This is a genomic window from Kitasatospora sp. NPDC004289 (genome assembly GCF_053602875.1).
The window spans coordinates 16,302-43,187 of sequence record NZ_JBSGEL010000013.1 but is presented as its reverse complement, the minus strand read 5'-3'; the positions used below and the strand labels follow the sequence as shown (position 1 = coordinate 43,187).

General features: G+C 73.2%; 21 protein-coding genes and 1 pseudogene. 11 read left to right on the top strand and 11 right to left on the bottom strand.

Translation table 11 applies throughout. From position 1 onward, the window contains the following. Positions 1 to 7: 7 nt before the first annotated feature. On the bottom strand, positions 8 to 907 hold the full coding sequence (gene mqnP, locus ACWEPF_RS11365) for a menaquinone biosynthesis prenyltransferase MqnP (protein WP_452172391.1): 900 nt from the start codon (positions 905 to 907) through the stop codon (positions 8 to 10). Further along, on the bottom strand, positions 904 to 2,361 hold the full coding sequence (locus tag ACWEPF_RS11360; RefSeq protein ID WP_452172390.1) for a menaquinone biosynthesis decarboxylase: 1,458 nt from the start codon (positions 2,359 to 2,361) through the stop codon (positions 904 to 906). The genes mqnP and ACWEPF_RS11360 overlap by 4 nt, the downstream gene beginning before the upstream one ends. Positions 2,362 to 2,438: 77 nt before the next feature. Between ACWEPF_RS11360 and ACWEPF_RS11355 the strand changes: the two genes are divergently transcribed. The 6 genes from ACWEPF_RS11355 to ACWEPF_RS11330 all read left to right on the top strand — a co-directional run bounded on the left by ACWEPF_RS11355 (position 2,439) and on the right by ACWEPF_RS11330 (position 7,685). After that, a complete protein-coding gene (locus ACWEPF_RS11355; RefSeq protein WP_452172389.1) occupies positions 2,439 to 2,810 on the top strand; it encodes a PLD nuclease N-terminal domain-containing protein in 372 nt (123 codons plus the stop codon). A gap of 332 nt (positions 2,811 to 3,142) precedes the next feature. Then, complete coding sequence (locus tag ACWEPF_RS11350) at positions 3,143 to 4,744, top strand: acyl-CoA carboxylase subunit beta (protein WP_345278938.1); 1,602 nt, start codon at positions 3,143 to 3,145, stop codon at positions 4,742 to 4,744. Positions 4,745 to 4,801: 57 nt separating this feature from the next. Beyond that, positions 4,802 to 5,008, top strand: coding sequence for an acyl-CoA carboxylase subunit epsilon (locus tag ACWEPF_RS11345; protein WP_345278940.1), 207 nt, complete (start codon positions 4,802 to 4,804; stop codon positions 5,006 to 5,008). A 162-nt stretch (positions 5,009 to 5,170) separates the two neighbouring features. Further along, positions 5,171 to 5,458 carry a polyprenyl synthetase gene (locus ACWEPF_RS11340; protein WP_345278942.1) on the top strand — a complete coding sequence of 96 codons (288 nt, stop codon included), beginning with the start codon at positions 5,171 to 5,173 and terminating at the stop codon, positions 5,456 to 5,458. After that, positions 5,451 to 6,506, top strand: coding sequence for a polyprenyl synthetase family protein (locus ACWEPF_RS11335; RefSeq protein WP_452172388.1), 1,056 nt, complete (start codon positions 5,451 to 5,453; stop codon positions 6,504 to 6,506). The genes ACWEPF_RS11340 and ACWEPF_RS11335 overlap by 8 nt, the downstream gene beginning before the upstream one ends. Positions 6,507 to 6,527: 21 nt before the next feature. Further along, positions 6,528 to 7,685 carry an oxygenase MpaB family protein gene (locus ACWEPF_RS11330; protein WP_452172387.1) on the top strand — a complete coding sequence of 386 codons (1,158 nt, stop codon included), beginning with the start codon at positions 6,528 to 6,530 and terminating at the stop codon, positions 7,683 to 7,685. 174 nt (positions 7,686 to 7,859) lie between these two features. Here ACWEPF_RS11330 and ACWEPF_RS11325 read toward each other — a convergent pair whose 3' ends face one another. The 7 genes from ACWEPF_RS11325 to hemL all read right to left on the bottom strand — a co-directional run bounded on the left by ACWEPF_RS11325 (position 7,860) and on the right by hemL (position 14,679). After that, a complete protein-coding gene (locus ACWEPF_RS11325; RefSeq protein ID WP_380149579.1) occupies positions 7,860 to 8,270 on the bottom strand; it encodes a hypothetical protein in 411 nt (136 codons plus the stop codon). Between the two features lie 52 nt (positions 8,271 to 8,322). Continuing rightward, on the bottom strand, positions 8,323 to 9,453 hold the full coding sequence (ccsB, locus tag ACWEPF_RS11320) for a c-type cytochrome biogenesis protein CcsB (RefSeq protein WP_452172386.1): 1,131 nt from the start codon (positions 9,451 to 9,453) through the stop codon (positions 8,323 to 8,325). A 3-nt stretch (positions 9,454 to 9,456) separates the two neighbouring features. Beyond that, entirely contained in the window at positions 9,457 to 11,139 is a 1,683-nt protein-coding gene (resB, locus tag ACWEPF_RS11315; RefSeq protein WP_380149577.1) for a cytochrome c biogenesis protein ResB, read from the bottom strand. Continuing rightward, positions 11,139 to 11,912: a cytochrome c biogenesis CcdA family protein gene (locus ACWEPF_RS11310; protein ID WP_380149576.1), complete on the bottom strand. Its 774-nt coding sequence runs from the start codon at positions 11,910 to 11,912 to the stop codon at positions 11,139 to 11,141. The genes resB and ACWEPF_RS11310 overlap by 1 nt, the downstream gene beginning before the upstream one ends. Continuing rightward, positions 11,909 to 12,505, bottom strand: a complete 597-nt coding sequence (locus ACWEPF_RS11305) for a TlpA family protein disulfide reductase (RefSeq protein ID WP_452172385.1) — start codon at positions 12,503 to 12,505, stop codon at positions 11,909 to 11,911. The genes ACWEPF_RS11310 and ACWEPF_RS11305 overlap by 4 nt, the downstream gene beginning before the upstream one ends. A gap of 139 nt (positions 12,506 to 12,644) precedes the next feature. Next, positions 12,645 to 13,295, bottom strand: a complete 651-nt coding sequence (locus ACWEPF_RS11300) for a histidine phosphatase family protein (RefSeq protein WP_345289305.1) — start codon at positions 13,293 to 13,295, stop codon at positions 12,645 to 12,647. Between the two features lie 52 nt (positions 13,296 to 13,347). Beyond that, positions 13,348 to 14,679 carry a glutamate-1-semialdehyde 2,1-aminomutase gene (gene hemL / locus ACWEPF_RS11295; RefSeq protein ID WP_380149575.1) on the bottom strand — a complete coding sequence of 444 codons (1,332 nt, stop codon included), beginning with the start codon at positions 14,677 to 14,679 and terminating at the stop codon, positions 13,348 to 13,350. 416 nt (positions 14,680 to 15,095) lie between these two features. On the opposite strand from hemL, the gene ACWEPF_RS11290 reads away from it, so the two are divergent. The 4 genes from ACWEPF_RS11290 (at position 15,096) to ACWEPF_RS11275 (ending at position 22,883) form a co-directional block, all read left to right on the top strand. Then, positions 15,096 to 15,584, top strand: coding sequence for a hypothetical protein (locus ACWEPF_RS11290; protein ID WP_057231582.1), 489 nt, complete (start codon positions 15,096 to 15,098; stop codon positions 15,582 to 15,584). 792 nt (positions 15,585 to 16,376) lie between these two features. After that, positions 16,377 to 19,658: an AfsR/SARP family transcriptional regulator gene (locus tag ACWEPF_RS11285; protein WP_452172384.1), complete on the top strand. Its 3,282-nt coding sequence runs from the start codon at positions 16,377 to 16,379 to the stop codon at positions 19,656 to 19,658. 157 nt (positions 19,659 to 19,815) lie between these two features. After that, positions 19,816 to 20,502 carry an ABC transporter ATP-binding protein gene (locus ACWEPF_RS11280; protein ID WP_345289289.1) on the top strand — a complete coding sequence of 229 codons (687 nt, stop codon included), beginning with the start codon at positions 19,816 to 19,818 and terminating at the stop codon, positions 20,500 to 20,502. Then, positions 20,499 to 22,883, top strand: coding sequence for an FtsX-like permease family protein (locus tag ACWEPF_RS11275; protein WP_452172383.1), 2,385 nt, complete (start codon positions 20,499 to 20,501; stop codon positions 22,881 to 22,883). Before ACWEPF_RS11280 ends, ACWEPF_RS11275 begins: the two co-directional genes overlap by 4 nt. A 170-nt stretch (positions 22,884 to 23,053) precedes the next feature. On the opposite strand, the gene lysA is transcribed toward ACWEPF_RS11275, so the two are convergent. Then, the gene (gene lysA / locus ACWEPF_RS11270) at positions 23,054 to 24,307 is read right to left on the bottom strand and encodes a diaminopimelate decarboxylase (protein ID WP_452172382.1); all 1,254 of its coding nucleotides are present in this window, start codon (positions 24,305 to 24,307) and stop codon (positions 23,054 to 23,056) included. A gap of 137 nt (positions 24,308 to 24,444) precedes the next feature. Here lysA and ACWEPF_RS11265 point away from each other — a divergent pair, with 137 nt between their 5' ends. Beyond that, positions 24,445 to 25,311, top strand: coding sequence for an NAD-dependent epimerase/dehydratase family protein (locus tag ACWEPF_RS11265; protein WP_452172381.1), 867 nt, complete (start codon positions 24,445 to 24,447; stop codon positions 25,309 to 25,311). A gap of 307 nt (positions 25,312 to 25,618) precedes the next feature. Here the strand turns inward: ACWEPF_RS11265 and ACWEPF_RS11260 are convergent. Next, positions 25,619 to 26,065: pseudogene (locus tag ACWEPF_RS11260) on the bottom strand (RICIN domain-containing protein); the annotation flags it as partial. Positions 26,066 to 26,886 lie beyond the last annotated feature (821 nt).

Below are 26,886 nucleotides of genomic sequence, written 5' to 3'. Positions count from 1 at the left end.
TGCACCGTCAGAGCTTCAGGCCGCGCAGGACCAGGTCGAGCAGGGCGAAGACGAAGAGCGAGATGCCGACGAAGCCGTTGGTGGTGAAGAAGGCGCGGTTGAGCTTCGAGAGGTCGTGCGGCTTGACGATGGTGTGCTCGTAGACGAAGGCGCCGGCCACCACCGCCAGGCCGACCCAGAAGGCCGGGCCCGCGTGGGTGAGGAGGGCGTACCAGACCAGCAGGCCGAGGGTGACGGTGTGGCAGACGCGGGCGCCGTGGAGGGCGGCCGGGACGCCGAAGCGGGCCGGGAAGGAGCGGACGCCCTCGGCGCGGTCGGCGGTGACGTCCTGGGTGGCGAAGATCAGGTCGAAGCCGCCGATCCAGATGCCGACGGCGAGGCCGAGGACGACGGCGTCCCAGGACCAGCTGCCGGTGACGGCCAGCCAGGCGCCGATCGGGCCCATGGCCTGGGCCAGGCCGAGGATGGCGTGCGGGAAGTCGGTGAAGCGCTTGCCGTACGGGTAGACCACCATCGGGACGACGGCGACCGGGGCCAGGGCCAGGCAGAGCGGGTTGAGCAGGGCGGCCGAGCCGAGGAAGACCAGCAGGGCGACCGCGGAGCCGATGTACGCGGTGCGCATGGAGACCGCGCCGGTGACCAGTTCGCGGTTGGCGGTGCGCGGGTTCCGGGCGTCGATCTCGCGGTCGATGATCCGGTTGGCGGCCATCGCGAAGGTGCGCAGGCCGACCATGCAGATCGTCACGAGGACCAGGGCGCCCCAGTGCATCCGACCGTCCGTCAGGTACATCGCGGTGAAGGCGGCGATGTAGGCGAACGGCAGGGCGAAGACGGAGTGCTCGATCAGCACCAGGTTGAGGAAGGCCCGGACCTTGCCCGGCTCGGGCGCGGCGGCGACGGAGGTCACAGCCCGTACTCCTTCCAGCGACGGTCGACCAGGGCGGCGGTGGCCGGGTCGGAGCTGACCATCTCGGGCCAGCCGCCGTCCCGGGTGTAGCCCTCCTCGGGGAGCTTGCGGGTCGCGTCGATGCCCGCCTTGCCGCCCCAGAACTGCTGGTAGGAGGCGTGGTCCAGGTGGTCCACCGGGCCCTCGACGACGCTCAGGTCGCGGCTGTAGTCGACGTTCCCGAGCGCTCGCCAGGCGACTTCCTGGTAGTCGTGCACGTCGCAGTCGGCGTCCACCACGATGATCAGCTTGGTCAGCGACATCATGTGGGCGCCCCAGATGGCGTGCATCACCTTCTGGGCGTGCTTGGGGTACTTCTTGTCGATCGAGACGATCACGCAGTTGTGGAAGCCGCCGGCCTCGGGGAGGTCGTAGTCCACGATGTCCGGGATGATGATCTTGAGCAGCGGCAGGAAGAACCGCTCGGTGAACTTCCCCAGCGGCCCGTCCTCGGTCGGCGGCCGGCCGACCACGATGGACTGCAGCAGCGGACGGGACCGCATCGTCACGCAGTCGATGGTGAGCGCCGGGAACGGCTCCTGCGGGGTGTAGAAGCCGGTGTGGTCGCCGAACGGACCCTCGGGCAGCATCTCCCCGGGCTCCAGCCAACCCTCCAGCACCACCTCGGCGTTGGCCGGTACCTGGAGCGGGACGGTCTTGCAGTCCACCATCTCGATCCGCTTGCCCGAGACGAAGCCGGCGAACAGGTACTCGTCGATGTCGCCGGGCAGCGGCGCGGTGGAGGCGTAGGTGACGGCCGGCGGGCAGCCGAAGGCGATCGCGACCGGCAGCCGCTCGCCGCGCTTGGCGGCCTTCGCGTAGTGGTTGCGGCTGTCCTTGTGGATCTGCCAGTGCATGCCGATGGTGCGCTTGTCGTGGCGCTGCAGCCGGTAGAGGCCGAGGTTGCGGACGCCCGTCTCCGGGTCCTTGGTGTGGGTCAGGCCGAGGTTGAAGAAGGAGCCGCCGTCCAGCGGCCAGGTGAAGAGCGCGGGCAGCCGGTCGAGGTCGACCTGATCGCCCGTCAGCACCACCTCCTGGACGGGGGCGTCGCCGGACTTCACGCTCTTCGGCGGCACGTGGGCCATCGAGGCCAACTTGCCGAAGGCGTCCCGGAAGCCGGTGAAGCCCTGCGGCAGCTCGGGCTTGAGCAGCCCGGCGATCTTCTCGGCGATCTCCTCGGGACCCTTGAGGCCGAGCGCCTTGGAGAGCCGGCGCTCGGTGCCGAAGACGTTCATCGCCAGCGGCATCGAGGCGCCCTTGACGTTCTCGAACAGCAGCGCGGGGCCCTTGGCCTTCTGCACCCGGTCGACGATCTCACCGACCTCCAGGTGCGGATCGACCTCGGTCTTGATCCGCTTGAGGTCGCCCTCTCGCTCCAGGGCCCGGAGAAACGAACGGAGATCGTCGTATGCCATGTGGGCCAGTATCCGATACTGGCTAGTCTGGCCACGCCAAGAGGGCCCCGTCCGCCGCTTCCGGGGAGAGACGCACCGTGTTGAGGATCCTTCCGCCCCTGCTCGTACTCGCCCTGTGGGTCTGGGCGTTCATCGACTGCCTGACCACTCCGGAGGAGGAGGTCAGGTACCTGCCGAAGGTGATCTGGATCATCATCGTGCTGCTCTTCCCGCTGGTCGGTTCGATCGCCTGGCTGGTGGCCGGCAAGCAGCGCGGCGCGCTCCGCCCGGCCCGGACCGCGGCCGCCCCGGTGGCCCCGGACGACAACCCGGAGTTCCTCGCCTCGCTCAGGAAGCAGCAGGCGGACCAGGACGCCGAGCACCTCAAGCAGTGGGAGGCGGACCTGCGCCGCCGCGAGCAGGAGTTGCGGGACCGGAAGGACGACCGGGACCGCCCCGACCAGGGCTGACGGAGCGCTTTGGCGCATCCCTACGAGCCGCAGGGGCCCGCTTCACCCTGCGGCAACCTCCCCGCAACAAGCCCGGAAACCGGCCCTGACCTGCTCTTTCACCTGCCACCCGGCCTGACGCCGGATGAGCTCGAACGGCCCGACCAGCTGCCTGGTCGGGCCGTTTTCTGTGCAGCCCTGACAGCTTCTGGCGCTCGACCTTGTACGGAATCGACGCCGAGACGGACCCGTGGTCCCTCGTAGTGTCGTAGGTGAAGAAGTGTTCGCAGTGATCGGCCCGCCCACAGCGGCCCCGTAACCGGACAGTTCACACAGACTTGGAGTGGTTCGAGATGACGGTTGTGCCCGAGGCGCCCGCCGGTGGCCAGGCCATCGAGACCCCGGCGGACGCCCGGGGCCGGGTGGCGGAGCTGCACGCGCTGCGCAGCCAGGTCCTGAGCGGCCCGAGCGAGAAGGCCACCGAGGCCCAGCACGCCAAGGGCAAGCTGACGGCCCGCGAGCGGATCGACCTCCTGCTGGACGAGGGCTCCTTCCACGAGGTCGAGCCGCTCCGCCGCCACCGCGCCACCGGCTTCGGCCTGGAGCACAAGAAGCCGCACACCGACGGCGTCATCGTCGGCTGGGGCACCGTGCACGGCCGCACCGTCTTCACCTACGCCCACGACTTCCGGATCTTCGGCGGCGCGCTCGGCGAGGCCCACGCGCAGAAGATCCACAAGATCATGGACATGGCCATCGCGGCCGGTGCCCCGCTGGTCTCGCTCAACGACGGCGCCGGCGCCCGGATCCAGGAGGGCGTCACCGCCCTGGCCGGCTACGGCGGCATCTTCCAGCGCAACACCCGGGCCTCCGGCGTGATCCCGCAGATCTCGGTGATGCTCGGCCCGTGCGCCGGCGGCGCCGCGTACTCCCCCGCGCTGACCGACTTCGTCTTCATGGTCCGCGAGACCTCGCAGATGTTCATCACCGGCCCGGACGTGGTCCAGGCCGTCACCGGCGAGAAGATCAGCCAGAACGGGCTGGGCGGCGCCGACGTGCACTCCTCGGTCTCCGGCGTCTCGCACTTCGCCTACGACGACGAGCAGAGCTGCATCGAGGAGGTGCGCTTCCTGCTCTCGCTGCTGCCGCAGAACAACCGCGAGATGCCGCCGGTCGCGCCCAACGACGACCCGGTGGAGCGCCGCAACGAGTCGCTGCTCGACCTCGTCCCGGCCGACGGCAACCGCCCGTACGACATGCGCAAGGTGATCGAGGAGGTCGTCGACCACGGCGAGTTCCTGGAGGTCCACGAGCGCTGGGCGACCAACGTGCTCTGCGTGCTGGCCCGCATCGACGGCCACGTCACCGGCATCATCGCCAACCAGCCGCAGTCGCTGGCCGGCGTGCTCGACATCAACGCCAGCGAGAAGGCCGCGCGCTTCGTCCAGATGTGCGACGCCTTCAACATCCCGCTGGTGACCATGCTGGACGTGCCCGGCTTCCTGCCCGGCGTGGACCAGGAGCACGACGGCATCATCCGGCACGGCGCCAAGCTGCTGTACGCGTACTGCAACGCCACCGTGCCGCGGATCCAGCTGATCCTGCGCAAGGCCTACGGCGGCGCCTACATCGTGATGGACTCCCGCTCGATCGGCGCGGACCTGTCCTACGCCTGGCCGACCAACGAGATCGCCGTGATGGGCGCCGAGGGCGCGGCCAACGTGATCTTCCGCCGCGACATCAACGGGGCCGAGGACCCGGAGGCGATGCGTGCGCACAAGATCAAGGAGTACAAGAGCGAGCTGATGCACCCGTACTACGCGGCCGAGCGCGGCCTCGTGGACGACGTGATCGACCCGGCCGAGACCCGGGCCGTGCTCGCCTCGGCGCTGGCCATGCTCCGCACCAAGCACGCGGACCTGCCCAGCCGCAAGCACGGCAACCCGCCGATGTAACACGGCGTTTCGCCGCTCGGAACCCATCAGACGTCCAGCCGGGGGAGAAAAGAACCCATGAGCACCGAACCGCTTGTCCGCATCGTCCGCGGCTCGCTCTCCGACGAGGAGCTGGCCGCCCTGACCGCCGTCCTGATGGCCCGTGCGGCCGCCGTCCAGGCCGCCGCCGCGGCCGCCCCGGCGGTCGAGCCGATCGCCACCTGGTCGCGCATCGAGCGCCGCCCGGCCTACTTCTCGCCGGTCAGCTGGCAGCAGGCGGCCTGACGCACCCTCACGAGGCCCCGGCACCGTACTAGCACGCCAGTGCTGGCGGGTGCCGGGGCTTCGGCGCGTTCTCACCCGGACCGGTGACCACCCCTTCAGAACGGCCCGCCTCCCCTGCCAGGCTCGGTCCATTCGTGGACGCACCGGGGTGGAGGCGCAGGCGTGGTGGCAGCGAACGGGAACGGGAAGCCGGCGGACCGGGGCGCGGAGGCGGTCCAACTCCTCGCCGGGGTGGTCGACCTGGGGCTGGAGCAGGCCGAGGGGCTGCTGCGGCGGCTGCGCGGCACGCTGGGCCGCTCCGACCTGGACGCCCTGCTGACGGACGGCCAGGAGGACCTGCGGGCCCGCGGCGAGCTGCTGCTCGGGCGGCTCGCCACCGGCTCCGAGCCGCACATGGAGGCGGTGGCGAGGCGCTCGGCCGCGTACCGGAAGGCCGCGGGCGGTGGCTGAGTCCGCCGCTGCCTGGGACGGCGGACTGAAGGCCCGGGTGGACGGGGCACTGCACGCGTTCGTGGCGGAGGAGTGCGCTCTGCTCACCGCGATCGACCCCGAACTCAAGCCGGTCGCCGAGCAGTTGACCGCCGCCGTGGCCGACGGCAAGCGGCTGCGGGCGGCCTTTGCCTACTGGGGCTGGCGGGCGGCCGGGCAGCCGGACAGCGAGGCGATGGTCCGGGCGGCCACCGCGATGGAGCTGGTGCACGCGGCGGCCGTGGTGCACGACGACCTGATCGACGACAGCCCGGTCCGCCGGGGCTCCCCCACCGCCCACCTGGCGCTCCGTCAGGCCGTCCCGGAGGGGCCCGGCCGGGACGCCGCCGGGCGGGCGCTGGCCATGCTGGTCGGTGACCTGCTGACGGCCTGGGCCGGCCAGCTCTTCGCCTCCTGCGGCCTGCCGTCCGGCTACCTGGCCCGGGCCCGCCCGCTCTGGGCCACCCTGGCCCGGGAGCTGGTCGCCGGCGAGTGCCTGGAGGTGCTGCGCACCCGGGGCGCCGCCGCCTCGGAGGCGAGCTCCCTGGAGATCGTCCGCTACAAGACCGCCAAGTACACCGTCGAGCACCCGCTCCACCTCGGCGCCCTGCTGGCCGGGGCACCGCCCGCCCTGCTGGAGGCCTTCACCGCGTACGGGCTGCCGCTCGGCGAGGCCTTCCAGCTCCGCGACGACCTGCTCGGCGTCTTCGGCGACCCAGGGCGGACCGGCAAGTCCAACCTGGACGACCTCGCCGGGGCCAAGCCCACCGCCCTGCTGGCCCTCGCCCTGGCCAACTCCGGCCCCGCCGACCGGGCCAGGCTGCGCGCCCTGCTCGACCGGCCCGGCCCCGAGGACCTGGCGGAGCTGCGCGCCCTGCTGGTCCGCTCCGGCGCCCGGGCCCGGGTCGAGGAGCTGATCGAGGAGCGCACCGCCGCCGCCCGCACCGCCCTGGCCACCGCCCCCGTCGCCGGGCCGGCCGCCGCCGCGCTGGGCGAGCTGGTCGACGCCGCCACCGCGCGCACTTCCTGACCCTCCGTCGAATGAGGACCCATGACGTACACCCCCGAACGGATGGACGCCCTGCGGCTGCTCGGCGACCCGCTCGCCGACTCCGTGGTCGCGGCGCTCTTCGAGCGCGGCGAGGTCGGCAAGTTCAACACCCTGATGCGCTGGTTCGCGCAGAGCGGCCAGCCACTGCCGGACGACGTCCCCGAGGAGGCGCGGGCCTACCTGGAGGCCACGGCGGTGCCGCCCTCCTGGGTGGACTGGGAGCAGATGGAGAAGGCCCGGCTGTTCTTCATCGACAACAACGTGCACATCTCCACGGCACTCTCCTTCGCCTCGATGCCCGCCTGCTACGTCGTCCCGCACATCGCCAGGCTGCTGAGTGCCACGCACTCGCTGGCGTACCCGTCGAAGCGGATGGCCGAGACCGGGCAGTTCACCCTCTACCTGATGCGGCCCGACGCCTTCGAGGCCGGCGGGCGCTTCCTGCCCGCCGCGCAGAAGGTCCGGCTGCTACACGCCTCCATCCGGCACCACCTGCGGCGGGAGGGGCGGTGGGACGAGGCGGCGCTCGGGGTGCCGATCTGCCAGGAGGACATGATCGGGGGGCAGATGATGTTCTCAGTGCAGGTGCTCGACGCGCTGCACCGGATGGGCATCCACATGTCCAACGAGGGCGCCGAGGCCTACTTCTACGCCTGGAAGGTGGTCGGGGCGATCCTCGGGATCGAGCTCGACGCGATGCCGGCGGACCTGGAGCAGGCCCGGGAGTTCTCCGACCGGTACATGGCGCGGCACATGGGGCCCTCGGAGGAGGGCGTGCTGCTCACGAAGCAGCTGATCGACCTCTACGAGGAGGTCGTGCCGGGGACCTTCTTCGACCCGGTGGTGGCGGCCCTGATCCGCTTCCTGATCGGCGACACCAGTGCCGACTGGCTCCAGGTCCCCCGCTCCCCCTGGGACCGTCTGGTGACCCTCGCCCCGGCCGCCCTGGGCGTCCTGGAACGCCTGGAGGACGCCTCCCCGCTGGCCGCCTGGGCCCTCGACCACCTCGGTGAGCTCACCACCCGCTTCGAGCTCAGCTCCCTCACCCGCGGCCGCGTCATGCAGTACGCCATCCCCGAGGAGCTCAAGCCCGACTACGGCATCACCTCGACGAAGCCCCGCACCGACCCGTGGATTCCCCCGACGCTAACCATCTGAGACCGGGGCGCGGGGAACGTAGGCGGTCACCCCGGGGGCGCGAGGAACTGCGCGAATCGGAAGGCGGCCCACCGGCAACTGAACCGCCGTCAGCCAGTTGCAGGTGCTGCCTTTCCACTGCGCGCAGTTCCTCGCGCCCCTGAGGTCGCTGCCTACCTCAGCGCCTGCAAACAGTCAGGCGACGACGGCGAGGGCGGCTCCCCGGCCGGCGTGCATGACGCTGAGGTTGGCCTCCAGGTGCTGGGGGTCCTGGGAGAGCCAGAGGCGGACGGTGGCCCCCAGGATGGCGCTCGCGGAGCCGAGGCGGACGCCGGTGAGCTGGGCGACCCGGGCGGCGGCGAGGACCAGGAGGTCGGCCAGTGGGGCCGGTAGCCAGACGGTCTGGGCGCACGGCGCCGGCGGCGCGAGCGCGGCCAGCAGTTTGAACGCGTCCGCGGGCCGGTGCAGCGTCGGCAGGACGTCGAGCAGACCGTCCGCCACGACCTCGGAGACGTCGCTCCGGTGGCTCTGGGCCAGCCGTCGGAGCAGCGCTCTCTCCGCAGCGGTGATTCGGACGGTCAGCATGACCTCGTCGCACTCCGGCATGGGTGCGGCCCTCCTCGCGCTCTTCGTACAGATGGATGGATGTGACCGGGCGTCAGACGCCGGCGTAGGAGTGCTTCCCCGTCACGAAGATGTTGACGCCGTAGTAGTTGAAGAGCCAGCAGGCGAAGGCCAACAACGCCAGGTACGCGGCCTTGCGGCCCTTCCAGCCGGCCGTGGCGCGGGCGTGCAGGTAGCAGGCGTAGAACACCCAGGTGATGAAGGACCAGGTCTCCTTGGGGTCCCACTCCCAGTACTTGCCCCAGGCGGCCTCGGCCCAGATCGCCCCGGCCACGATGGTGAAGGTCCAGAGCGGGAAGACGATCGCGTTGATCCGGTAGGAGAGCTTGTCGAAGGTCGAGGCGGCCGGCAGGCGGCGCCAGATCGAGGCGGAGGTGCCGAGCGGGCCGGTGGCCTTGCCCTCGGCCATCCGGCGGTCGTAGGAGTCCTTGCCGAGGTAGAGGGCGGTGGCGATGAAGGCCGCGTAGAAGGCGCCGCCGCAGAAGATCGCGGTGGAGACGTGGATGGCCAGCCAGTAGGAGTGGAGCGCGGGGACGAGCTGCTCGGACTCGGTGTAGAGCACGGTGACGGCGAGGCCCAGGGTGAGGACGACGGCGACCATCACCGGCAGGCCGAGCCAGCGGACCGGCTTCCTGGCGACCAACAGGCCGAGGTAGGCGACCACCATGGCGAGGGCGAAGGCGCAGGAGAACTCGTACATGTTGCCCCACGGCCAGCGCATCACCGAGAGGCCGCGGGTGAGCACGCCGCCGGCGTGCAGCAGGACGCCGAGGCCGGCCAGCGAGACCGCGATGCGGCCGGCCAGGTCGCCCTTCTCGCTGCCGCCGGCCGCGCCGGGGCCGTCCTCGTCCTGATCGCCGCGGCCGCTGGTGACCACGGTGGCCCCGGCGTCGGCGAGGGCGGTGCGGGTCAGCGTGGTGGTGCCGCCGCCGGCCGAGGCGACGGTGACGGTGACCTTCTTGGCCTTGCCCCTGCGCTCGGCCTCGGCCACCGCGGCGGCCACCCCGGCCTGCTCGGTGGAGCGGACGGCGACCGCTCCCTTGGAGCCGAAGGTCCACTCGAAGATGTGGGCGAACATGGCGATGACGTACACGGCCATCGCCGAGTAGATCAGCTTGTTCGAGAGGTCGGCCAGACCGGGGTCGACCGATGCGGCGAGGTTCACCGTCTACTCCTTGGAGTCCTGTGCGGTGCGGGCGGGGGTTTCTGACGCTCCGTCGGAGGCGTCCTCGTCCTCGACGGCGGGGGCGTCGTCCTGGAGCTCCACGGCCAGCTCGGCCAGCTCCTCGGCGATCTTGGCGGACTCGCTGCGGGCCAGCCCGGCCAGCTCGACCAGGGTGCGGCCGTCGGCGGTGGCGACGGCGCGGATCCAGATCCGGCGGCGCTGGATGAGCAGCGAGCCGATCAGGCCGAGGATGGCGCAGACGGCGCCGACCAGGGCGACGGCGTTGCCGGGGCGGTGCGAGACCTCGAAGCTGGCCCACTGCTGGTAGCCCTCGAAGGTGAGGGTGCCGTAGCCGTCGGGCAGGGTCCAGGCCTGACCGGGCTTCAGCCTGGCGCGGGCCAGGTCGCCGTCCTGCTTGAGCTGGGTGAGCTTCTTGGTGTCGAGCTGGTAGACGTTCTGCGGCAGGCCGGAGTCGGTGCCCAGGTCGCCGGCGTAGGCGGTGAGCACCAGCAGCGGGTCGGCGGCGGCCGGGAAGAGCGAGACCGGGCCGGTCTTCTCGAAGCTCTCCGGCGCGGTCGGCAGGAAGTAGCCGTTGAAGCCGAGCTGGGTCCGCTGTCCGTCCTTCTGGCCGTAGTCGCTGACCTTGATGACGCCGGTGGAGGTGAGGTTGCCGTCCTGCGGGAGGAAGGCGGTCGGGCCCGAGTAGACCTTCTCGCCGGCCGCGTTCTTGACGGTGACGACCGGGGCGTAGCCGTGGCCGATCAGGAAGACCTTGGAACCGCCGATCTCCAGCGGGTGGTTGACCTCGATGTCGCCCTTGCTCAGCTTGGACTGGTCGCTGCCGCTCCAGTACCGGACGTGGGCGGTGAACTGGCGGGCCGAGCCGGCCTGCGGCCCGGAGGTGGCGAACTTGGAGGTGAAGTTGTCCAGCTTGAAGCCGAACGCGTCCAGGTCCTCGACCCCGTAGAACGCGGAGCCGGTGAAGTCGTCCAGCTGGGTCGCGGTGTTGGAGTAGCCCTGACCCTCGATCACCAGCTTGCCGCCGGTGCCGCTGGCCAGGCTGGCCCAGGCGAAGCCGGCCAGCAGGGCGAAGAGCGAGAAGTGGAAGAGCAGGTTGCCCGCCTCGCGCAGGTAGCCCTTCTCGGCGGCCACCGAGCCGTCGGCCAGGTGGGTGCGGAAGCCGCGCTTCTTCAGCAGCGCGTAGGCGGCGTTGTTGACGGCCTTGGCGTCGGCGCCGGTGTGCCAGGCGGCGTGCACCGGCATCCGGGTGAGGTTGCGCGGGGCGGCCGGCGGGCGGGAGCGCAGCACGCCGACGAACTGCCAGGTGCGCGGGACGATGCAGCCCGCCAGCGAGACGAACAGCAGGATGTAGATCGCCGAGAACCAGGCCGAGCTGTAGACGTCGAACAGCTGGAGCTTCTCGTAGACCGGCGTGACGGTCGGGTGCTCGGCCTTCCAGGTGGCGACCTTGAAGGCGTTCTTGCCGTTCTGCGGGATCAGCGAGCCGGGGATGGAGGCCAGCGAGAGCAGGAAGAGCAGGATCAGCGCGACCCGCATCGAGGTGAGCTGACGCCACGTCCAGCGCAGCCAGCCGAGCGGGCCGATGCCGACCGGGCCCTGCTCCGCCTCCTCGGGGGCGGAGGTGAGCCGCTCCGCCTCGTTCTCGACGTCGGTGTGGGTGCTCATCAGATTCCGATCGAGGTGGTGGCGGTGAGCGACTGGAGCTCGGTGACCAGGGTGTCCCAGACACCGGTGACCAGCAGCAGGCCGACGGCGACCAGCATGCCGCCGCCGATCCGCATCACCCACTGGTAGTGCTTCTTGACCCAGCCGAAGGCGCCGAGCGCCCGGCGGAAGGCCAGGGCGGCCAGCACGAACGGTACGCCGAGGCCCAGGCAGTAGACGAGCATCAGCACCGCGCCGCGCCAGGGCGAAGCCTGGTTGAGGGCGAGGGAGTTGATCGCGGCGAGGGTCGGGCCCATGCACGGGGTCCAGCCGATGCCGAAGACCAGGCCGAGCAGCGGGGCGCCGGCCAGGCCGACGGCCGGGCGGCGGTGGGTGCGCAGCTCGCGCATCGAGAAGCCGGGGAGCAGGCCCATGAAGGCCAGGCCCATCGCGATGGTGAGCAGGCCCATCACCACGTTGATGGTCTGCTGGTGCTCCCTCAGGGTCGAGCCGAAGAAGCCGAACAGCGCGCCGCCGGAGACGAAGACCGCGGTGAAGCCGAGGATGAAGAAGAGCGAGCCGAGCAGCATCCGGCCGCGCCGGCCGCCCTTGGCGTCGGCCAGGTCGGCGGCCGAGAAGCCGGTGACGTAGCTCAGGTAGCCGGGCACCAGCGGCAGCACGCAGGGCGAGAAGAAGGAGACCAGGCCGGCCGCCAGGGCGATCGGCAGGGCCAGCAGGATCGCGCCGGTGGCCACGGTCTCGTTCTGACCCACCGCCAGGAGGACGGCGCTCACTTCGCCTCGTCCACGACGGGCTTGATCAGGCTCTCCAGGTCCTCGGTGGACAGGGCGCGCATCGCCCGGGCGGCCAGCTTGCCCTCGCGGTCCACCACGATGGTGGTCGGGATGGACTGCGGGTTGAGGCTGCCCTTGGGGAACTTGAGGATCTGGGTGCCGTCCGGGTCGAAGATGCTGGGGTAGGTCACCCCGAAGTTCTTCTCGAAGGCAACCGCGTTGGCCGGCACCGCGTCCCTGGTGTTGATGCCGAGGAACTGCACGCCCTGGTCCTGGTACTTCGTCCAGACCTCCTGCAGGCCCTTGGCCTCGGCCCGGCACGGACCGCACCAGGAGCCCCAGATGTTGAGGACCACGACCTTGCCCCGGTAGTCGGCCAGCTTGGCGCTGCCGCCGTCCAGCAGGGTGCCGCCGATCTCCGGGGCGGCCTCCCGGGAGCCCGCCGCGGCGGTGTCGAGGCCGCCCTTGCCGGTGACGAAACCGGTCTGGCCGTCGGAGCTGGCGGAGTCCGCCGTGCAGCCGGTGAGGGCCAGGGCGGAGGCGGCCGCGAGGGCGGCGGCGGGGCGGAGGAAGCGGCGGGTCGTCCCAGACATGTGAAAAGTTTCGCATGGCACTTGGGTCCGTTTTAGGGGGGTCCTACGTTGACCGTGGGACCCCCCTTGACCTGCGGCGATCGTGCTTATGATCCGCTTAAAACGGACAAAGCGGTGTTGACGTCCCGTCAGGCCCGACTCAGGCGCCGAAGCTCTTGCCGACGGGGGCGTCGCCCTTCTTGCCCTTGCCGACCAGGTGGGCCGGCAGCAGGTCGCGGGCCGGCTCGCGGTAGCCGATCGAGACGATCTTGTCGCCCTCGTAGGTGAAGCTGGTCAGCGAGGCCAGCGAGCACTGCCGACGGCGCGGGTCGTGCCAGAGCCGGCGGCGCTCCGCGAAGGAGCGGGCGATCCAGATCGGCAGCTGGTGGCTGACGCAGACCGCCTCGTGGCCGCGCGCCGCGTCCCGGGCCTTGGCGAGGGCGCCCATCATGCGCACCGCCTGCTCGATGTACGGCTCGCCCCAGGACGGGCGGAACGGGTTGGTCAGGTACTTCCAGTGCGAGGGGTTCTTCAACGAGCCGTCACCGACCCCGAAGGTCTTGCCCTGGAAGATGTTGTCCGCCTCGATCAGCTGCTCGTCCATCGCGACGGTCAGCCCGTGCGACTTGGCGATCGGCTCGGCGGTCTCCTGGGCGCGCTCCAGCGGGGAGGCCACCACGTACGTGATGTCCCGGCCCGCCAGGTCCTCGGCGACCCGGTCGGCCATCTGCCGGCCGAGCTCGGAGAGGTGGTAGTCCGGCAGGCGCCCGTAGAGGATGCCCTCCGGGTTGTGCACCTCGCCGTGCCGCATCAGGTGGACGACGGTGATGTCCTTGTTGCTCACTTCTTCGGGCTCCCCCGGGTCAGGCCCGCGCCTCGGCCGCCGCGCGGGCGGCGGCGGGCAGGGCTGCGGCGATCAGTTCCACGGCGCGCTCGTCGTGCGCGGCCGAGACGAACCAGGACTCGAAGGCCGACGGCGGGAGGTAGACCCCCTGCGACAGCATCGACTGGAAGAACGCGGTGAAGCGGAAGGACTCCTGACGCTTCGCCTCGTCGTAGTTGGTGACCGCCTCGTCGAGGAAGAACACCGAGAACATGTTGCTGGCGGTCTGCAGGCGGTGCGCCACCCCCTCCTTGGCCAGTGCCGCGGAGACCAGGCCGGAGATCTCGGCGGAGACCGCGTCGACCTTGGCGTACACCTCGTCGGTGCAGTGCCGCAGCTGGGCCAGGCCGGCCGCGGTGGCGATCGGGTTCCCGGAGAGGGTGCCCGCCTGGTAGACCGGACCGGCCGGGGCCAGGTGGCCCATCACGTCGGCGCGGCCGCCGAAGGCCGCGGCCGGGAAGCCGCCGCCCATCACCTTGCCGAAGGTCAGCAGGTCCGGAGCCCAGCCCTCGTGGGCCGCCTCGACGCCGTACCAGCCGGCCCTGGAGGTGCGGAAGCCGGTCATCACCTCGTCGGAGACGAAGAGCGCGCCGTTGGCGGCGCAGAGCTCGGACAGGCCCTTGTTGAAGCCGGGCAGCGGGGGCACCACGCCCATGTTGCCCGGGGAGGCCTCGGTGATCACGCAGGCGATCTGGCCGGGGTTCTGCTCGAAGGCCGCCCGGACCGCCGCCAGGTCGTTGTAGGGCAGCACGATGGTGTCGCCCGCCTGAGCCCCCGTCACGCCCGGGGTGTCCGGCAGGCCGAAGGTGGCGACGCCGGAACCGGCCGCGGCCAGCAGCGCGTCCACGTGACCGTGGTAACAGCCCGCGAACTTCACCACCTTGGCCCGGCCCGTGAAGCCGCGCGCCAGCCGGATCGCCGACATGGTCGCCTCGGTGCCGCTGGACACCAGCCGGACCTGCTCGACCGGGGCGATCCGGTCGACGATCTCCTCGGCCAGCTCGACCTCGCCCTGCCCCGGGGTGCCGAAGGAGGTGCCGAGGGCCACGGCCCGCTGCACCGCCTCGACCACCGCCGGGTGGGCGTGGCCGAGGATCATCGGGCCCCAGGAGCAGACCAGGTCGACGTACTCGCGGCCGTCCGCGTCGGTCAGGTAGGGGCCGGTGCCGGACACCATGAACCGCGGGGTGCCGCCGACGGCGCGGAACGCGCGCACCGGGGAGTTGACGCCGCCGGGGGTCACGACCGACGCGCGGTCGAACAGCGACTGGCTCTGCGGGGCCTCGTAGGGGTAGCTCTTCGGGTTGGTCACCGGGACATGGTCTCAAATCGTGTCCTGGACCTCCGCATGTCGGACCCGATCATCTGGAACGATGATCGGAGATGTGCCGGGGTGTGACCGAACCGGACTGTACGGTCTGTAGTGTCGTCGGTACGGTTGTCCGTACCGCCCCGCACCTGACGGTCCGTCCGCCGTGGCACACGCACGTCGGAATGTGACAGGCAGGCCGTGTACGGCGGCGTGGAGCGGGTAGTTGGCACGTTCGGAGGGACACCGAGCGTGCGGGGGTCTGTCGATTCCGGCGAATTCCGGTGAGGATGGTCCGAGTGTCCGAGGCGCAGGACGGCCACGAGGAGGCCGCGGGTGGCTCCCGTCGGCGTGCCTGGCGTGCCGGTGCTGCTGGTGGGGGTACGGGTTCGGGCAGGGGAAAGCGGGGTGAAGGCAGCGTGGGAGTCACCTACAAGTACTTCGGAGCACCCGACCGGGCCACCGCCGCCAGAGTCCCCACCGCCCTCGGCCCCGGCGGCCTCGGCCTCGACGCGGGCGAGCTCGGCTCGCTCGGCCGCCTCGGCGACCTGATGGAGACCAGCGGCTCACCGAACGGACACCTCTCCACCAAGATCAAGCCCGAGACCATGTCCGCCATGGTCCTCACCGGCATCCAGGGCGTCCCGCTCCACCAGGTGCCCCCGCTGGAACTGGTCGTCCTCCACCCCGACTACGCCGTGGTCCAGCTCCCCCACACCGTCGTCGAACCCCTGCGCAAGGCCGACGAGACCGAACTCGGCGCCGCCGCCTTCATCTGGTCCACCGTCCCCGACCGGCGCGGCCCCCGGGACGCCTTCGTCATCTACACGATGCTGCACGAGTGGCAGGACTTCGCCAACCGCCTCCACGACGCCGGCCACCAGCTCTACTGCCTCGTCTGGCCCTGACCCGTCGGGGAGACGGCCCTGCCCGGCCCCGGTGGTGGGCGGGGCCGGGCAGGGGCGGGGTCAGGACGAGGTGACGGTGACGCGCTCGACGTCGAGGCGGGCGCCCTGGCCCCAGAGGCGGCTGGCCGGCAGGCTCTGCTCGTCCACGAAGGTCTGCGGGGTCGGCGCGCCGACGGCCGGGCGGTAGTAGGTGCCGGGCTAGTCGGTCAGCCGGACCAAACCCGGGCCGGTGGCGCTGCCGCCGTCCAGGATGGCGAACATCGCGATGCCGCAGGAGAGCTGGCGGGGCGTCACGTTCTCCTCGTGCCGCCGAGGTCCAGCACCGGGCCGCTCCGGCCGGAAGGGCCGGGACGGCAGCGGCGAGGGCCACCGCCGCCAGACAGCTGAACAGGCCACGTCTGATGCTCTCCCGCACGATGTCCCTACTCCCACTGGTCTGCGTCCCGGTCGGGCTCAGCGTTGACTCCGTCAGTTCCCGGCGTGCCCGAGGGGCCAGCCCCAGGGGAGCGGACCCCGACCCGCTTGCCCGGACGCACGACTGACGATCCGTCAGCACGGGGAGTCCGCCCGGCCGGATGTGTGCGCGGCCGGGTGGAGGTGTGACGGAATCACGTCCGTCGGCGCTTCTCCTCCTCGGGGGCGGTGGTCGGCGACGGGCGGACCACCGGGGGGACCGCGGCGGCCGGCCGCCGGTCGACAAACGATCAACGCCGGGACTCCGGTGTACCGTGGGGCCGCCCGCTCCGGATATCGGGGATCGGACGTGGGCGGAGCGAACAGTGGGGGGACCACATGGCGGAGCGCACCGCCCGGGCCGGGCGGCACGAGGGGGCACCGGTACCGGCCGTGCCCGGGCACGGGCCGTCCGGGCCGGAGGGGTACGACCCGGACGAGGGCTACTGCTTCCAGCTGCTGGGCCCGGTGCGCGCCCGCCTGGACGGTCGCGAGCTAGAGCTCGGCCCCCCGCAGCAGCGGGCGGTGCTGGCGGTGCTGCTGCTGAGGCCGGGTCAGCCCGTGGGCACCGAGGAGCTGGTGGAGGCGCTCTGGGGGCGGCGCCCGCCCGAGCGCGCGGCGGAGGCGCTGCGCCGGTACGTCCGGGGGCTGCGCACCGCGCTGGAGCCGGAGCGGACGGGCGGCGGACCGGCCGCGGTGCTGCGCTCGGTGCCCGGCGGCCACGCACTCGCCGTGGCGCCGGAGACGGTGGACGCCCACCGGTTCGAGCGCCTGCTGGCGGAGGCCGCCGAGGCTCCGCGCGCCGTCGCGGCCCGCGGTCGCGCGGCGCCGGGAGGCGGACCGCGGCCGGAACTGACGCTCAGCCGGGCGCTGGCGGAATGGAGCGGGACGGCGCTGGCCGGGGTGCCCGGACCGCACGCGGAGCGGCAGCGGACCAGGCTGACCGAGCTGCGGCTGCGTGCCCAGGAGGAGGTGCTGGACTGCCTGCTGGCGGCGGGCCGGCCGGCCGAGGCGGTGGCCGAGCTGCAGACGCTGGCGGCCGCCCATCCGCTGCGCGAGCGGCCCCGGGCGCAGCTGATGCTGGCGCTGTACCGCAGTGGGCGGCAGGCCGAGGCGCTCGGTGTGTTCGCCGATGCCCGGCGGCTGTTGCGGGCCGAGCTCGGGGTGGAGCCGGGGGTGCGGCTGGCGGACCTGCAGCGGCGGATCCTGACGGCCGATCCGACCCTGGACGGCCCGGTGCTGGACCGCCCTCCGCTGGACCGGCCGACCCTGGACGTCCCCGGCCCCGAGGGCTCGGGCGGCCCGGTGGACCCCGCGGCGCACGCAGCGCACCCGGGACGCGCGGAGCACCCGGGACACGCGGGGCGGCCGGGCGGTGCTCCGCGCCCCTCGCCCTCCGTCCCCGCCCCGAGGGACCCCCTGGGCACGACCCCGGGGACCACCGCGGCGACCGCAGCCACCGCGCCCCGCCGCCCCCGGCCGCTGCGCCCGGCCACCGCCCCCGGCCTGCCGACGCCCCGTGAACTGACCGCCGACGTGGCCGGGTTCACCGGCCGCCGGGAGGCCGTCGAGCAGCTCGACGGGTACCTGCGCCCCGATCCGGACGGCGCGGTGCCGGTCTGCGCCGTGACCGGCCCGGGCGGGGTGGGCAAGACCGCCCTGGCGGTGCACGTGGCGCACCGGGTGCAGGAGCGCTTCCCCGACGGCCAGCTCCACGCGGACCTGCACGGAGCGGGCCCGGCGCCGGCCGAGGCCGGGGCGGTGCTGGCCGGCTTCCTGCAGACCCTGGGCACCCCGCCCGCCTCGATCCCGGAGGACGTGGACCAACGGGCGGCGCTGTTCCGGTCGTTGCTGGCCGGCCGCCGGGTGCTGGTGGTGCTGGACGACGCCCGGGGCACCGGGCAGATCGGCCCGCTGCTGCCGGGCAGCGGTGGCTGTGCGGTGCTGGTCACCAGCCGCTCGCGCTCCCTGCGGCCGCCCGGGGCGCGGCAGTTCGAGCTGGAGCCGCTGACCGCCGGGGAGTCGGTGGAGCTGCTGGCGGCGGTGGCCGGCCCGGAGCGGGTGGCGGCCGATCCGCGGGCCTCGCGCGAACTGGCCGAGCTCTGCGGCCGACTGCCGCTGGCGGTGCGGATCGCCGGCGGGCGGCTGGCGCAGGACGGCGCCGGGGCGCCCTCGGCGGCCGAGCTGGCGGACCGGCTGCGGGCCGCGCACCGCTGGCCCGGCGAGCCGAGGACCGGCGGCGGCCCGGCGCTGGAGGCGGTCCTGGAGCTGGGCCTGTCCGAGCTGGCGGCCGAGCCGGCCCGCGCCTTCCGGCTGGCGGCCGTCGCCGAGGCGGTGGAGCTGCCGCTGGACGCGCTCGCCGCCCTGCTCGGGCGGGGCCCGGAGGAGACCGAGGACCTGACCGAACTCCTGGTGGACGCCGGACTGTTGGAGCCGTACGGCTCGGACAGCTACCGGTACCACGACCTGCTGCGGCGGTACGCCCGACGGCTGTCCGAGCAGCTGGACCCGGTGGAGGAGCGGCAGGCCGCGCTGGCCCGGCTGCTCGACCACCTGCTGGCCACCACCGTGAACGCCGCCCGGCTGATCGAACCGGACCACGCGCTGCACCACGGCCTGCACCCCACCGAGGGCCCGGGGCTGGTGCCGGCCGATGCGGCGGCCGCCCGGCGCTGGCTGCGCGAGCGGCACGACCTGCTGGCCGGGACGGTGGAGCGGGCGCTGCGCGAACTCCCCTCAGGCGCCCGGCCCTCAGTGGACCTGCTGCTGGTCTGGTACGGCCTGGTCGAGGGCCCGGCGCACCGTCGGGAGTTCCAGCGGCTGATCGAGCTGGCGGCCGGGGCGGCCTGGGAGCAGGACGCGCCGGCCGCCGAGGGCCGGGCGCACTACCTGGCCGGGGTGCTGCACTACGGCACCGACGCCTACGGGGTGGCGGAGCGTCAGCTGACCCGGAGCCTGGAGCTGGCCGAGCGGGCCCGGGACACCGTCGGGCGGCACCTGGCGGCGAACGCCCTCGGAGTGCTCCGGCTGGCCACCGGGCAGCCCGACCGGGCCCTCGAACTCCTGCTGCTGGCACGGGAACTGGCGGAGCGGACCGGCGACCGGGGCAGTGCCGCCCGGGTGCTCTCGGCGATCTCCCGGGTCCGGCTGGCGCTGGGCGACCCGGAGCGCGCGGTGGCGGACGCCCGGCGGGCCGCGCACGACGCCCGGGAGGTGGCCACCGGCTCCGGCCTGGCCCGGGTGCTGTACCAGTACGGCTGCGTGCTGCGGCAGGCCGGGGAGCCGGCGGCCGCGGCGGAGCAGCTGACCGAGGCGCTGGAGCTGTTCCGCCTGCACGGCCCCGGGGACTGGGAGGGGCTGACCCTGGCCCGGCTGGCCGAGTGCCGCCTCGACCAGGGGCGCCCGGAGGCGGTCGGGCTGGCCTCGCGCGCCCTGGAGATCACCGAGGAGGTGGGCCGCACGTACGGCCAGGCGCTGGCCCAGACGGTGCTCGGCCGGGCGACCGGGGACCGCGGCCGGCTGCACGCCGCGCTGGCCCTCTTCGACCGGCTCGGCGCCCCCGAGGCCAAGGCCGTCCGCGAGCTGCTCGCCGCCCCGCCCGCCGGGCCGCTCCCGGACTGACCGCGGACGCTCCGGGAGCGGCCCGTCGGCGGACCGGGCGCGGACCGCACCGCCCCACAGGGCCCCGACCTGCACGGATGACCGGATCCCCGTCGGCATCACCCTCGCTCCGGCCCCCTATGCACTGCGTGTATACCTCGTGTGTATAGTCAGCCGCATGACCTCCCCTGCCACCCTGCTCTCCGCCCGCGGGCTGACCAAGGCCTTCGGCCCCACCCAGGCCCTCACCGACGCCTCGGTCACCGTCGAGGCCGGTGAGATCCTCGCCGTGATGGGCCCCTCGGGCTCCGGCAAGTCCACCCTGCTGCACTGCCTGGCCGGGATCACCCGCCCCGACGCCGGCTCGGTCAGCCACCGGGGCCGCCAGCTCACCGACTGCGGCGACGCCGAGCTGAGCGAGCTGCGCCGCACCGAGTTCGGCTTCCTGTTCCAGTTCGGCCAGCTGGTCCCGGAGTTGAGCTGCCTGGAGAACGTCGCCCTGCCGCTGCGGCTGAACGGCGTGCGCCGCGCGGCGGCCGAGCAGGAGGCGGCCGAGTGGCTGGACCGCCTCCAGGTCGCCGAGCTGGCGGCCAAGCGGCCCGGCGAGGTCTCCGGCGGGCAGGGCCAACGGGTCGGCGTGGCAAGGGCGCTGATCACCCGTCCCTCGGTGGTCTTCGCCGACGAGCCGACCGGCGCGCTGGACTCGCTCAACGGCGAGCGGGTGATGTCGCTGCTGGCCTCCGCCGCCAAGGAGACCGGCGCCGCCGTGGTGCTGGTCACCCACGAACCCCGGGTGGCCGCGTACGCCGACCGTGAGATCGTCGTCCGGGACGGCCGCACCACCGACCTGGAGACCGCCGCATGAGCACCACCACCGGACGTCTGCGCGCCCCCGCGCAGCTGGCGCTCGGCGCCCGGCTGGCGCTGGGCAGCGGACGGGAGGGCTGGGGCCGCCTGCTGATGACCGCCGCCGGGGTCGCCCTCGGCGTGGCACTGCTGCTCTTCACCGCCTCCTTTCCCGGCATCCTCGATCACCGGAACGCGCGGCTGTACGTCCAGAACGACACCTTCGGGGACGACGGGATCGCCGCCCCCACCGACCGCAGCGTGCTCCTCGCGGTGGCCGACACCACCTTCGACGGTGAGCCCGTCCGGGGCCGGGTCGTGCGCCGCGAAGGCGCCCGTGCCGCCCTCCCCCCGGGCCTGGCCGCATTCCCGGAACCGGGCCGGATGGCCGTCTCGCCCGCCCTCGCCCGGCTGCTCGCCGAGCCCGGCAGCGAGCTGCTCCGGGAGCGGCTGCCCTACCCGGTGACCGGCACCGTCGGCCCGGACGGCCTGCTCGGCCCCGGCCAGTACTCCTTCGTGCTCGGCTCCGACGCGCTGACCGTGGACGGCGGCGCCCTGCGGGTCGAGCGGTACGGGTACTCCGCCCCGGCCAAGGCGATGGACTCCCGGCTGGTGCTGCTCAACGCGGTCGGCCTGATCGTGATGCTCGCCCCGGTCGGCGTCTTCCTGGCCGCCGCCGCCCGCTTCGGCGGCGAGCGCCGGGACCGCCGGCTGGCCGCGCTCCGGCTGGCCGGGGCGGACCGGCGGATGACCGCCTGGTTCGCGGCCGGCGAGTCGCTGGTCGGCTCGGCGCTCGGGCTCGTCCTCGGCCTGGCGCTCTTCCTGATCGGCCGTCAGCTGCTGGAGCAGGTCACCGTGGCCGGCTTCAGCTTCTTCGCCGGCGACGTCTCCCCGCACCCGGCGATCGCCCTCGCCGTCGCCCTGGCGGTACCCGCGCTCGCGGTGCTGGTCACGCTCGTCGCGATGCGCCGGGTGACGGTGGATCCGCTGGGCGTGGTCCGGCGCTCCGGGCGCGAGCGGCGGCGGATCTGGTGGCGGCTGGCGCTGGCGGCCCTCGGCCTGCTGGTGGCCCTCGGCGCGATGGCGCTGCCCGGCCCCGGGGGCCCCGGCTTCGCCGACGCGGACGGCCTGCTCAACCCGGTGCAGGGCACCTTCGGATCGCTGCTGGTCTCGGTCGGCGTGCTGCTGGTGCTGCTGGCGGTCTGCACACTGCTCCCCTGGCTGGTCGAGGCACTCATCCACCGGGCCGGCGGGGGGCCGCTCTCCTGGCAGTTGGCGGTCCGCCGGCTCCAGCTGAGCGCCGGCCCGGCGGCCACCGCAGTCAGCGGCGTGGTGGTCACGGTCGCCGGGGCGATCGCGCTCCAGACCCTGTTCTTCGGGGTCAGCGGTGCCTACTCGGTGCGGCAGCCGGACGCCGCGGCCGCCCGGTACCGGTACAGCGTGGAGTTCCCCGGCGGCGGCGCCCGTTCGCTCGAACTGGCCGACCGGCTGGCCCGCTCCACCGGCGTGGCCCGCACCACCGGGTTCACCGACTTCCTGCTCAGCGGCCCGCCCGGCCGGGAGTGGGACGGCGGTGAGGTCCGGATCGCCGACTGCACGGTGCTGGCCGAGTTCGCGGTGCTGACCTCCTGTCAGGACGGCGACGCCTTCCTGACCGGCCCGACCGGGATCGGGCAGGCGCCCGGCGAGGTGCTGCGGGCCGGGGATCGGGTCCGGGCGCTGAGCCACCGGGGCGGCGAGGCACCCGAGTGGACCGTCCCGCCCGTCACCGCCACCGTGCCGAGCCGGCCGGGCGTCGACCCGACCGCCCTGTACAGCCCGGGCGGCACCCTGCTGCTCACCCCGCGCGCGGCCCCCGAGGGGGTGCTGCGCGGCCACCCCGCGACCGTCCTGGTCTCCATGGACGAGGCGGTGGCCGACCCGGTGGCCCGCCTGACCACCGACGCCATGGTGATCTCCCCGCAGGCCCGCACCCGCACCCCGCTGACGGCCGAGCGGGACCACACCTACCTGGCCGTCACGCGGGTGCTCACCGCCGGGGCCGGGCTGACCCTGCTGCTGGTCGCGGTCAGCCTGCTGGTCGGCCAGCTGGAGCGGCTGCGCGAGCAGCGCCGCATCCTCGGCGTGCTCTACGCCTTCGGCACCCGGCGCCGGGTGCTGGCCGCCTCGGTGCTCTGGCAGACCGCCGTCCCGATGGCGCTCGGCCTGGTGCTGGCCGCCCTCGCCGGGCTGGGCACGGGCGCACTGCTCCAGTTCACCGCCGGGCTGGAGTTCCTGATGGACTGGGGCTCCATGCTGGCCCTGACCGCCTGCGCGGCGGGCGCGGTCCTGCTGGCCACGGCGGCCGGCCTGCCGCCCCTCCTCAAGCTGCTCCGCCCGGACGCCCTGCGGCACGAGTAGCGCCTCCGGCACGGCAGGGCAGCGACCCAGGGGCGCGAGGAACTGCGCGAGTCCGGAAGGCGGCGCACCTGCAACTGAAGCTCCGTCAGCCAGTTGCAGGTGCTGCCGTTCCCCTGCGCGCAGTTCCTCGCGCCCCTGCGGGGCGCTCACGCGGGGCGCCCCGGCGAGGGTCAGGCCTCCAAGTCGAGCAGTTCGTCGATGGTCTGGCGGCGGCGGATCAGCCTGGCCTCGTCGCCGTCCACGAGCACCTCGGGGATCAGCGGGCGGGTGTTGTAGGTGGAGGACATGCTCGCACCGTAGGCCCCGGTGTCGTGGAAGACGGCCAGGTCCCCCACCTCGACCCGGGGCAGCGGAACGGCGAGCACGTCCCCGCCGGGGGCCTGGGTGAAGACGTCGCCGGACTCGCAGAGCGGACCGGCCAGCACCGTGTCCACCGGCGGGGTGGTCAGCGGAGCGCCGCCGCGGATCGCGCTGACCCGGTGGGCGCTGCCGTACATCGCGGGCCGCATCAGGTCGTTGAAGCCCGCGTCCACCAGGACGAAGTGGTTGGAGCCGACCGGCTTGTGGGCCCGCACCTCGGCTGCCAGTACCCCGGAGTTGGCCACCAGGAAGCGGCCCGGCTCGATCTCCAGCCGGACGGGGTGGCCGAGTTCGGCGGCCAGCTCCCGCCGGGCCGCGTCCCAGATCCGGAAGTACCGCTCGGTGTCCACCTCCGGCTCGCCCGGCGCGTACGGCACCGAGAGCCCGCCTCCCGCCGAGATCGCCCGGACGTCCCGCCCGGCCAGCCGGACCTGCTTGACCATGGTCTCGCAGACCGCCTCCAGGTGGCCGTAGTCCACTCCGGAGCCGATGTGCATGTGGAAGCCGGTCAGGTCCAGGCCGTGACGGTCCACCAGCTCCAGCGCCTCGGCCAGGTGCTCGTGCCAGATGCCGTGCTTGCTCTGCTCCCCGCCGGTGTTGGTCTTGCGGCTGTGGCCGTGCCCGAAGCCGGGGTTGATCCGTATCCAGACCCGGTGGCCCGGGGAGGCCTGGCCCAGCTGGTCGAGCATCTGGGGGGAGCCGGCGTTGACCGGCACGCCCAGCTCGACCACCCGGCGCAGGGTGGTCCGGTCCAGCAGGTCGGCGGTGAACACCACCGGCTCGTCCTCGCCCCGCGGCTGGTAGCCGGCCCGCAGCGCGCGCTCCAGCTCGCCGAGCGAGACCGCGTCCACCGCCACGCCCTGTTCCCGCATCAGCCGCAGCAGGTGGGTGTTGGAACTGGCCTTCTGGGCGTACCGGATGGTGTCGAAGCCGCGGAGCTTGGCGATCTGGCCCCGGATGGTCTCCGCGTCGTAGATCCAGACCGGGGTGCCGTGCTCCTCGGCGACGGCGGCGATCCGGTCGGCGGCGAGGACCGTCTGGGCGGGGCGGGCAGGGCTGGACATCGCGGGCTCCCGGAAGGCGAGGTGGTGCCCGATCCTGCTCGATCGGCCGGGGCGGCCGCAGAGCTGTCCACCAGGTGAACCGCCTTTCGGACGGTGGATCTTGGAAGACTCCGTGGCCCGTCGGAGTTGGGGTGTGCATGCGAGAGATCTGTGTGATCGGCGGGAGCCGGTACTTCGGCCGGCGGGTGGTGGAGCTGCTCCGGGACGGCGGCGCCCGGGTGACCCTGGTGAACCGGGGGTCGGCCGAGGCCCCGCCCGGGGTGCGGCACGTGCGGGCCGACCGGGACGACGAGGCCGCGCTGGCCGCGGCGCTGGGGGACGCGAGCTTCGACGTGGTGCTGGACCAGGTGCTCTACCGGCCCGAGCAGGCCGAGGTGGCGCTGCGGGTCTTCGGCGGCCGGGCCGGCCGGTACCTGATGACCTCGACCTGCGAGGTCTACGACCACGTCCGCGGCGTGCCCGGGAAGCCGCTGGGGGAAGGCGAGTTCGACGCCGCGGCCTGGCCGGGGGCGGAGCCCGTCGGCGACGGCTACGCCGAGGGCAAGCGGCGGGCCGAGGCGGTGCTGGCCCGGCAGGGCGGGCTGCCGTACGCGGCGGTGCGCACGGCGCACGTGCTGGGCGGCGGCGCGGCCGACTTCACCGGGCGGCTGGCGCACTACGCGGAGCGGATGCGCGCGGGCGAGGCGATCACCGTGCACCGCCCGGCCGCCCCGGCCACCTTCGCCGAGTACGGCGAGATCGCCCGCTTCCTGGCCTGGGCCGCGGGCCAGGACTTCACCGGCCCGGTGAACGCCTGCTCCACCGGCGAGGTGGACGTGCGCGAGCTCTGCGCCCTGCTGGAGCGCCACGGACTGCCCGCCGCCCGCTTCGCGGAGGGCCCCGAGCCCTCGCCGTTCTCCTTCGGGCACTACTACGGGATGGACAACTCCCGCGCCCGCGAGCTCGGTTACGCGTTCTCCCGACTGGACGACTGGCTGCCCCGGGTGGTCGGCGAGGCGGTCTGAACGGTCGGGGCCCGACCCCCCACGGGTCGGGCCCCGGCCTCGGGCCGCCTCCTCGGCCCCACCGAGGAGGCGGCCCTGGCATCAGGGCAGGTACGCGATGCCCAGCTTGGTGATCTGCCAGCGCTGCTCGGCCGCGCCGGTGGAGGAGGCGAGTTCGACCACCCGGTTGCCCTGGGCGTCCTTGGCGGTGGAGAGCGCCATCACCTTGGACTGGTCGACGGGCGAGGCGAGTTCGTAGCCCCCGGCGGCCGCCGGGCGAGGCGAGTTCGTAGCCCCCGGCGGCCGCCGGGCGCATCAGCCAGCGCTGGTTGTCACCGCCGTGGCAGGCCCACTGGAGCAGCCGGGTGCCGGGGGCGGTGGAGCCGCCGGCGGCGTCCAGGCACATGGACTCGTTGCCGCTGAAGGTGAGCGAGAAGCCGCCGGCCGGGCGGGAGTTGAGGACGAAGGACTGGTTCAGCCCACCGGTCGCCCGGTAGCCGATGGCGGCCCGTCCGTTGGTGGAGTCGCCGTAGGTGCCGCCGCCGGCGAAGTCCAGCACCTGCCCGGTGGCCAGGTTGGTGAGCTGGTACCAGGAGCCGGCCTCGGGCTTGTCGGGGAAGGGCCGGCCGGGGGTCAGCGGCTGGATCGAGGTGGTGTTCTGCGGATTGAGGGTGCAGAACGCCTCGGGGAGCTCCGGCCGTTGGTAGAACTGACCGAGGCAGACGCCCTCGCCGCGGTAGCCCGCCACCCGCAGGTGGTAGGACTGCCGCACCATGTTCATGCAGACCCCCGGGATGCCGATCTCGTGGTCGCAGCCGTTGCGGTCCCGCTCGGAGAGGTCGATCACGTCGCCGTTGGTGTACTCGTACGGCGAGCTGCTCCAGCCCGCGCACACCTCGTGGCCGTAGGAGACCCGGCGCTGGTCGAGGTAGCGCACGCCCGGCACCCGCGAGGCGGCCTCGCGCAGTGCGTCGCTGAGCGTGGGCACCACCCAGTTGTGGCCCCAGGCCAGGTCCTCGGGGAAGGCCGGACAGCCGTCGGCCACCTTGCCGACGTAGTCGTTGCGCCGGATGTCCGGGGTGATCGGGGTGAAGTAGGACTGGTACACCAACTGGTAGGCGGAGTCGGCGTATCCGGCGGCCCGCATGGTGTTGCGCACGCTGGTGAGCGCGGCCACCACCTTGGGCTTGACCCGCTCGGCCCGGGCGGTGATCGCCTCGCTGCCGATGGTGTCCCGGCAGCCCTTGTCCTTGGGGATCGGGAAGTACTGCTCCAGGCAGCTCATCATGATCCCGCTGAAGTCGAAGTCGTCGTTGGCGCCGATCGTGACGACCACCATCTTGACGTCGTACTGGGCGGCGGTGCGGGCGAGTTGGACGTCCTGCTTCTCCTCCCCGAAGTCCCCGCTGCCGGGGCCGGTGACCTTGGCCAGCTCGGGGTCGCTGACCAGGTCGCCGGTCTGGGCGCCGGAGCAGGCCAGGTTCACCGGCGTGACGCCGGGGATGTCGGTGACGAAGATCTCCGACTTCCCGTGCCGGTGGCAGTAGTTGGTGGGGGTGTCGGTGCCGGGGGTGTAGGCGTCGTTGGTGTCCGTCC

What these genes read in the sequence shown, in the direction of transcription:
- ACWEPF_RS11280 (WP_345289289.1), top strand. Translation starts at nt 19,816, where the DNA reads ATGACCTCCCCTGCCACCCTGCTCTCCGCCCGCGGGCTGACCAAGGCC.
- resB (WP_380149577.1), bottom strand. Translation starts at nt 11,139, where the DNA reads ATGAGCACCCACACCGACGTCGAGAACGAGGCGGAGCGGCTCACCTCC.
- lysA (WP_452172382.1), bottom strand. Translation starts at nt 24,307, where the DNA reads ATGTCCAGCCCTGCCCGCCCCGCCCAGACGGTCCTCGCCGCCGACCGG.
- ACWEPF_RS11265 (WP_452172381.1), top strand. Translation starts at nt 24,445, where the DNA reads ATGCGAGAGATCTGTGTGATCGGCGGGAGCCGGTACTTCGGCCGGCGG.
- ACWEPF_RS11325 (WP_380149579.1), bottom strand. Translation starts at nt 8,270, where the DNA reads ATGCCGGAGTGCGACGAGGTCATGCTGACCGTCCGAATCACCGCTGCG.
- ACWEPF_RS11275 (WP_452172383.1), top strand. Translation starts at nt 20,499, where the DNA reads ATGAGCACCACCACCGGACGTCTGCGCGCCCCCGCGCAGCTGGCGCTC.
- ACWEPF_RS11360 (WP_452172390.1), bottom strand. Translation starts at nt 2,361, where the DNA reads ATGGCATACGACGATCTCCGTTCGTTTCTCCGGGCCCTGGAGCGAGAG.
- ACWEPF_RS11285 (WP_452172384.1), top strand. Translation starts at nt 16,377, where the DNA reads ATGGCGGAGCGCACCGCCCGGGCCGGGCGGCACGAGGGGGCACCGGTA.
- ACWEPF_RS11305 (WP_452172385.1), bottom strand. Translation starts at nt 12,505, where the DNA reads ATGTCTGGGACGACCCGCCGCTTCCTCCGCCCCGCCGCCGCCCTCGCG.
- ACWEPF_RS11330 (WP_452172387.1), top strand. Translation starts at nt 6,528, where the DNA reads ATGACGTACACCCCCGAACGGATGGACGCCCTGCGGCTGCTCGGCGAC.
- ACWEPF_RS11300 (WP_345289305.1), bottom strand. Translation starts at nt 13,295, where the DNA reads ATGCGGCACGGCGAGGTGCACAACCCGGAGGGCATCCTCTACGGGCGC.
- ACWEPF_RS11350 (WP_345278938.1), top strand. Translation starts at nt 3,143, where the DNA reads ATGACGGTTGTGCCCGAGGCGCCCGCCGGTGGCCAGGCCATCGAGACC.
- ACWEPF_RS11345 (WP_345278940.1), top strand. Translation starts at nt 4,802, where the DNA reads ATGAGCACCGAACCGCTTGTCCGCATCGTCCGCGGCTCGCTCTCCGAC.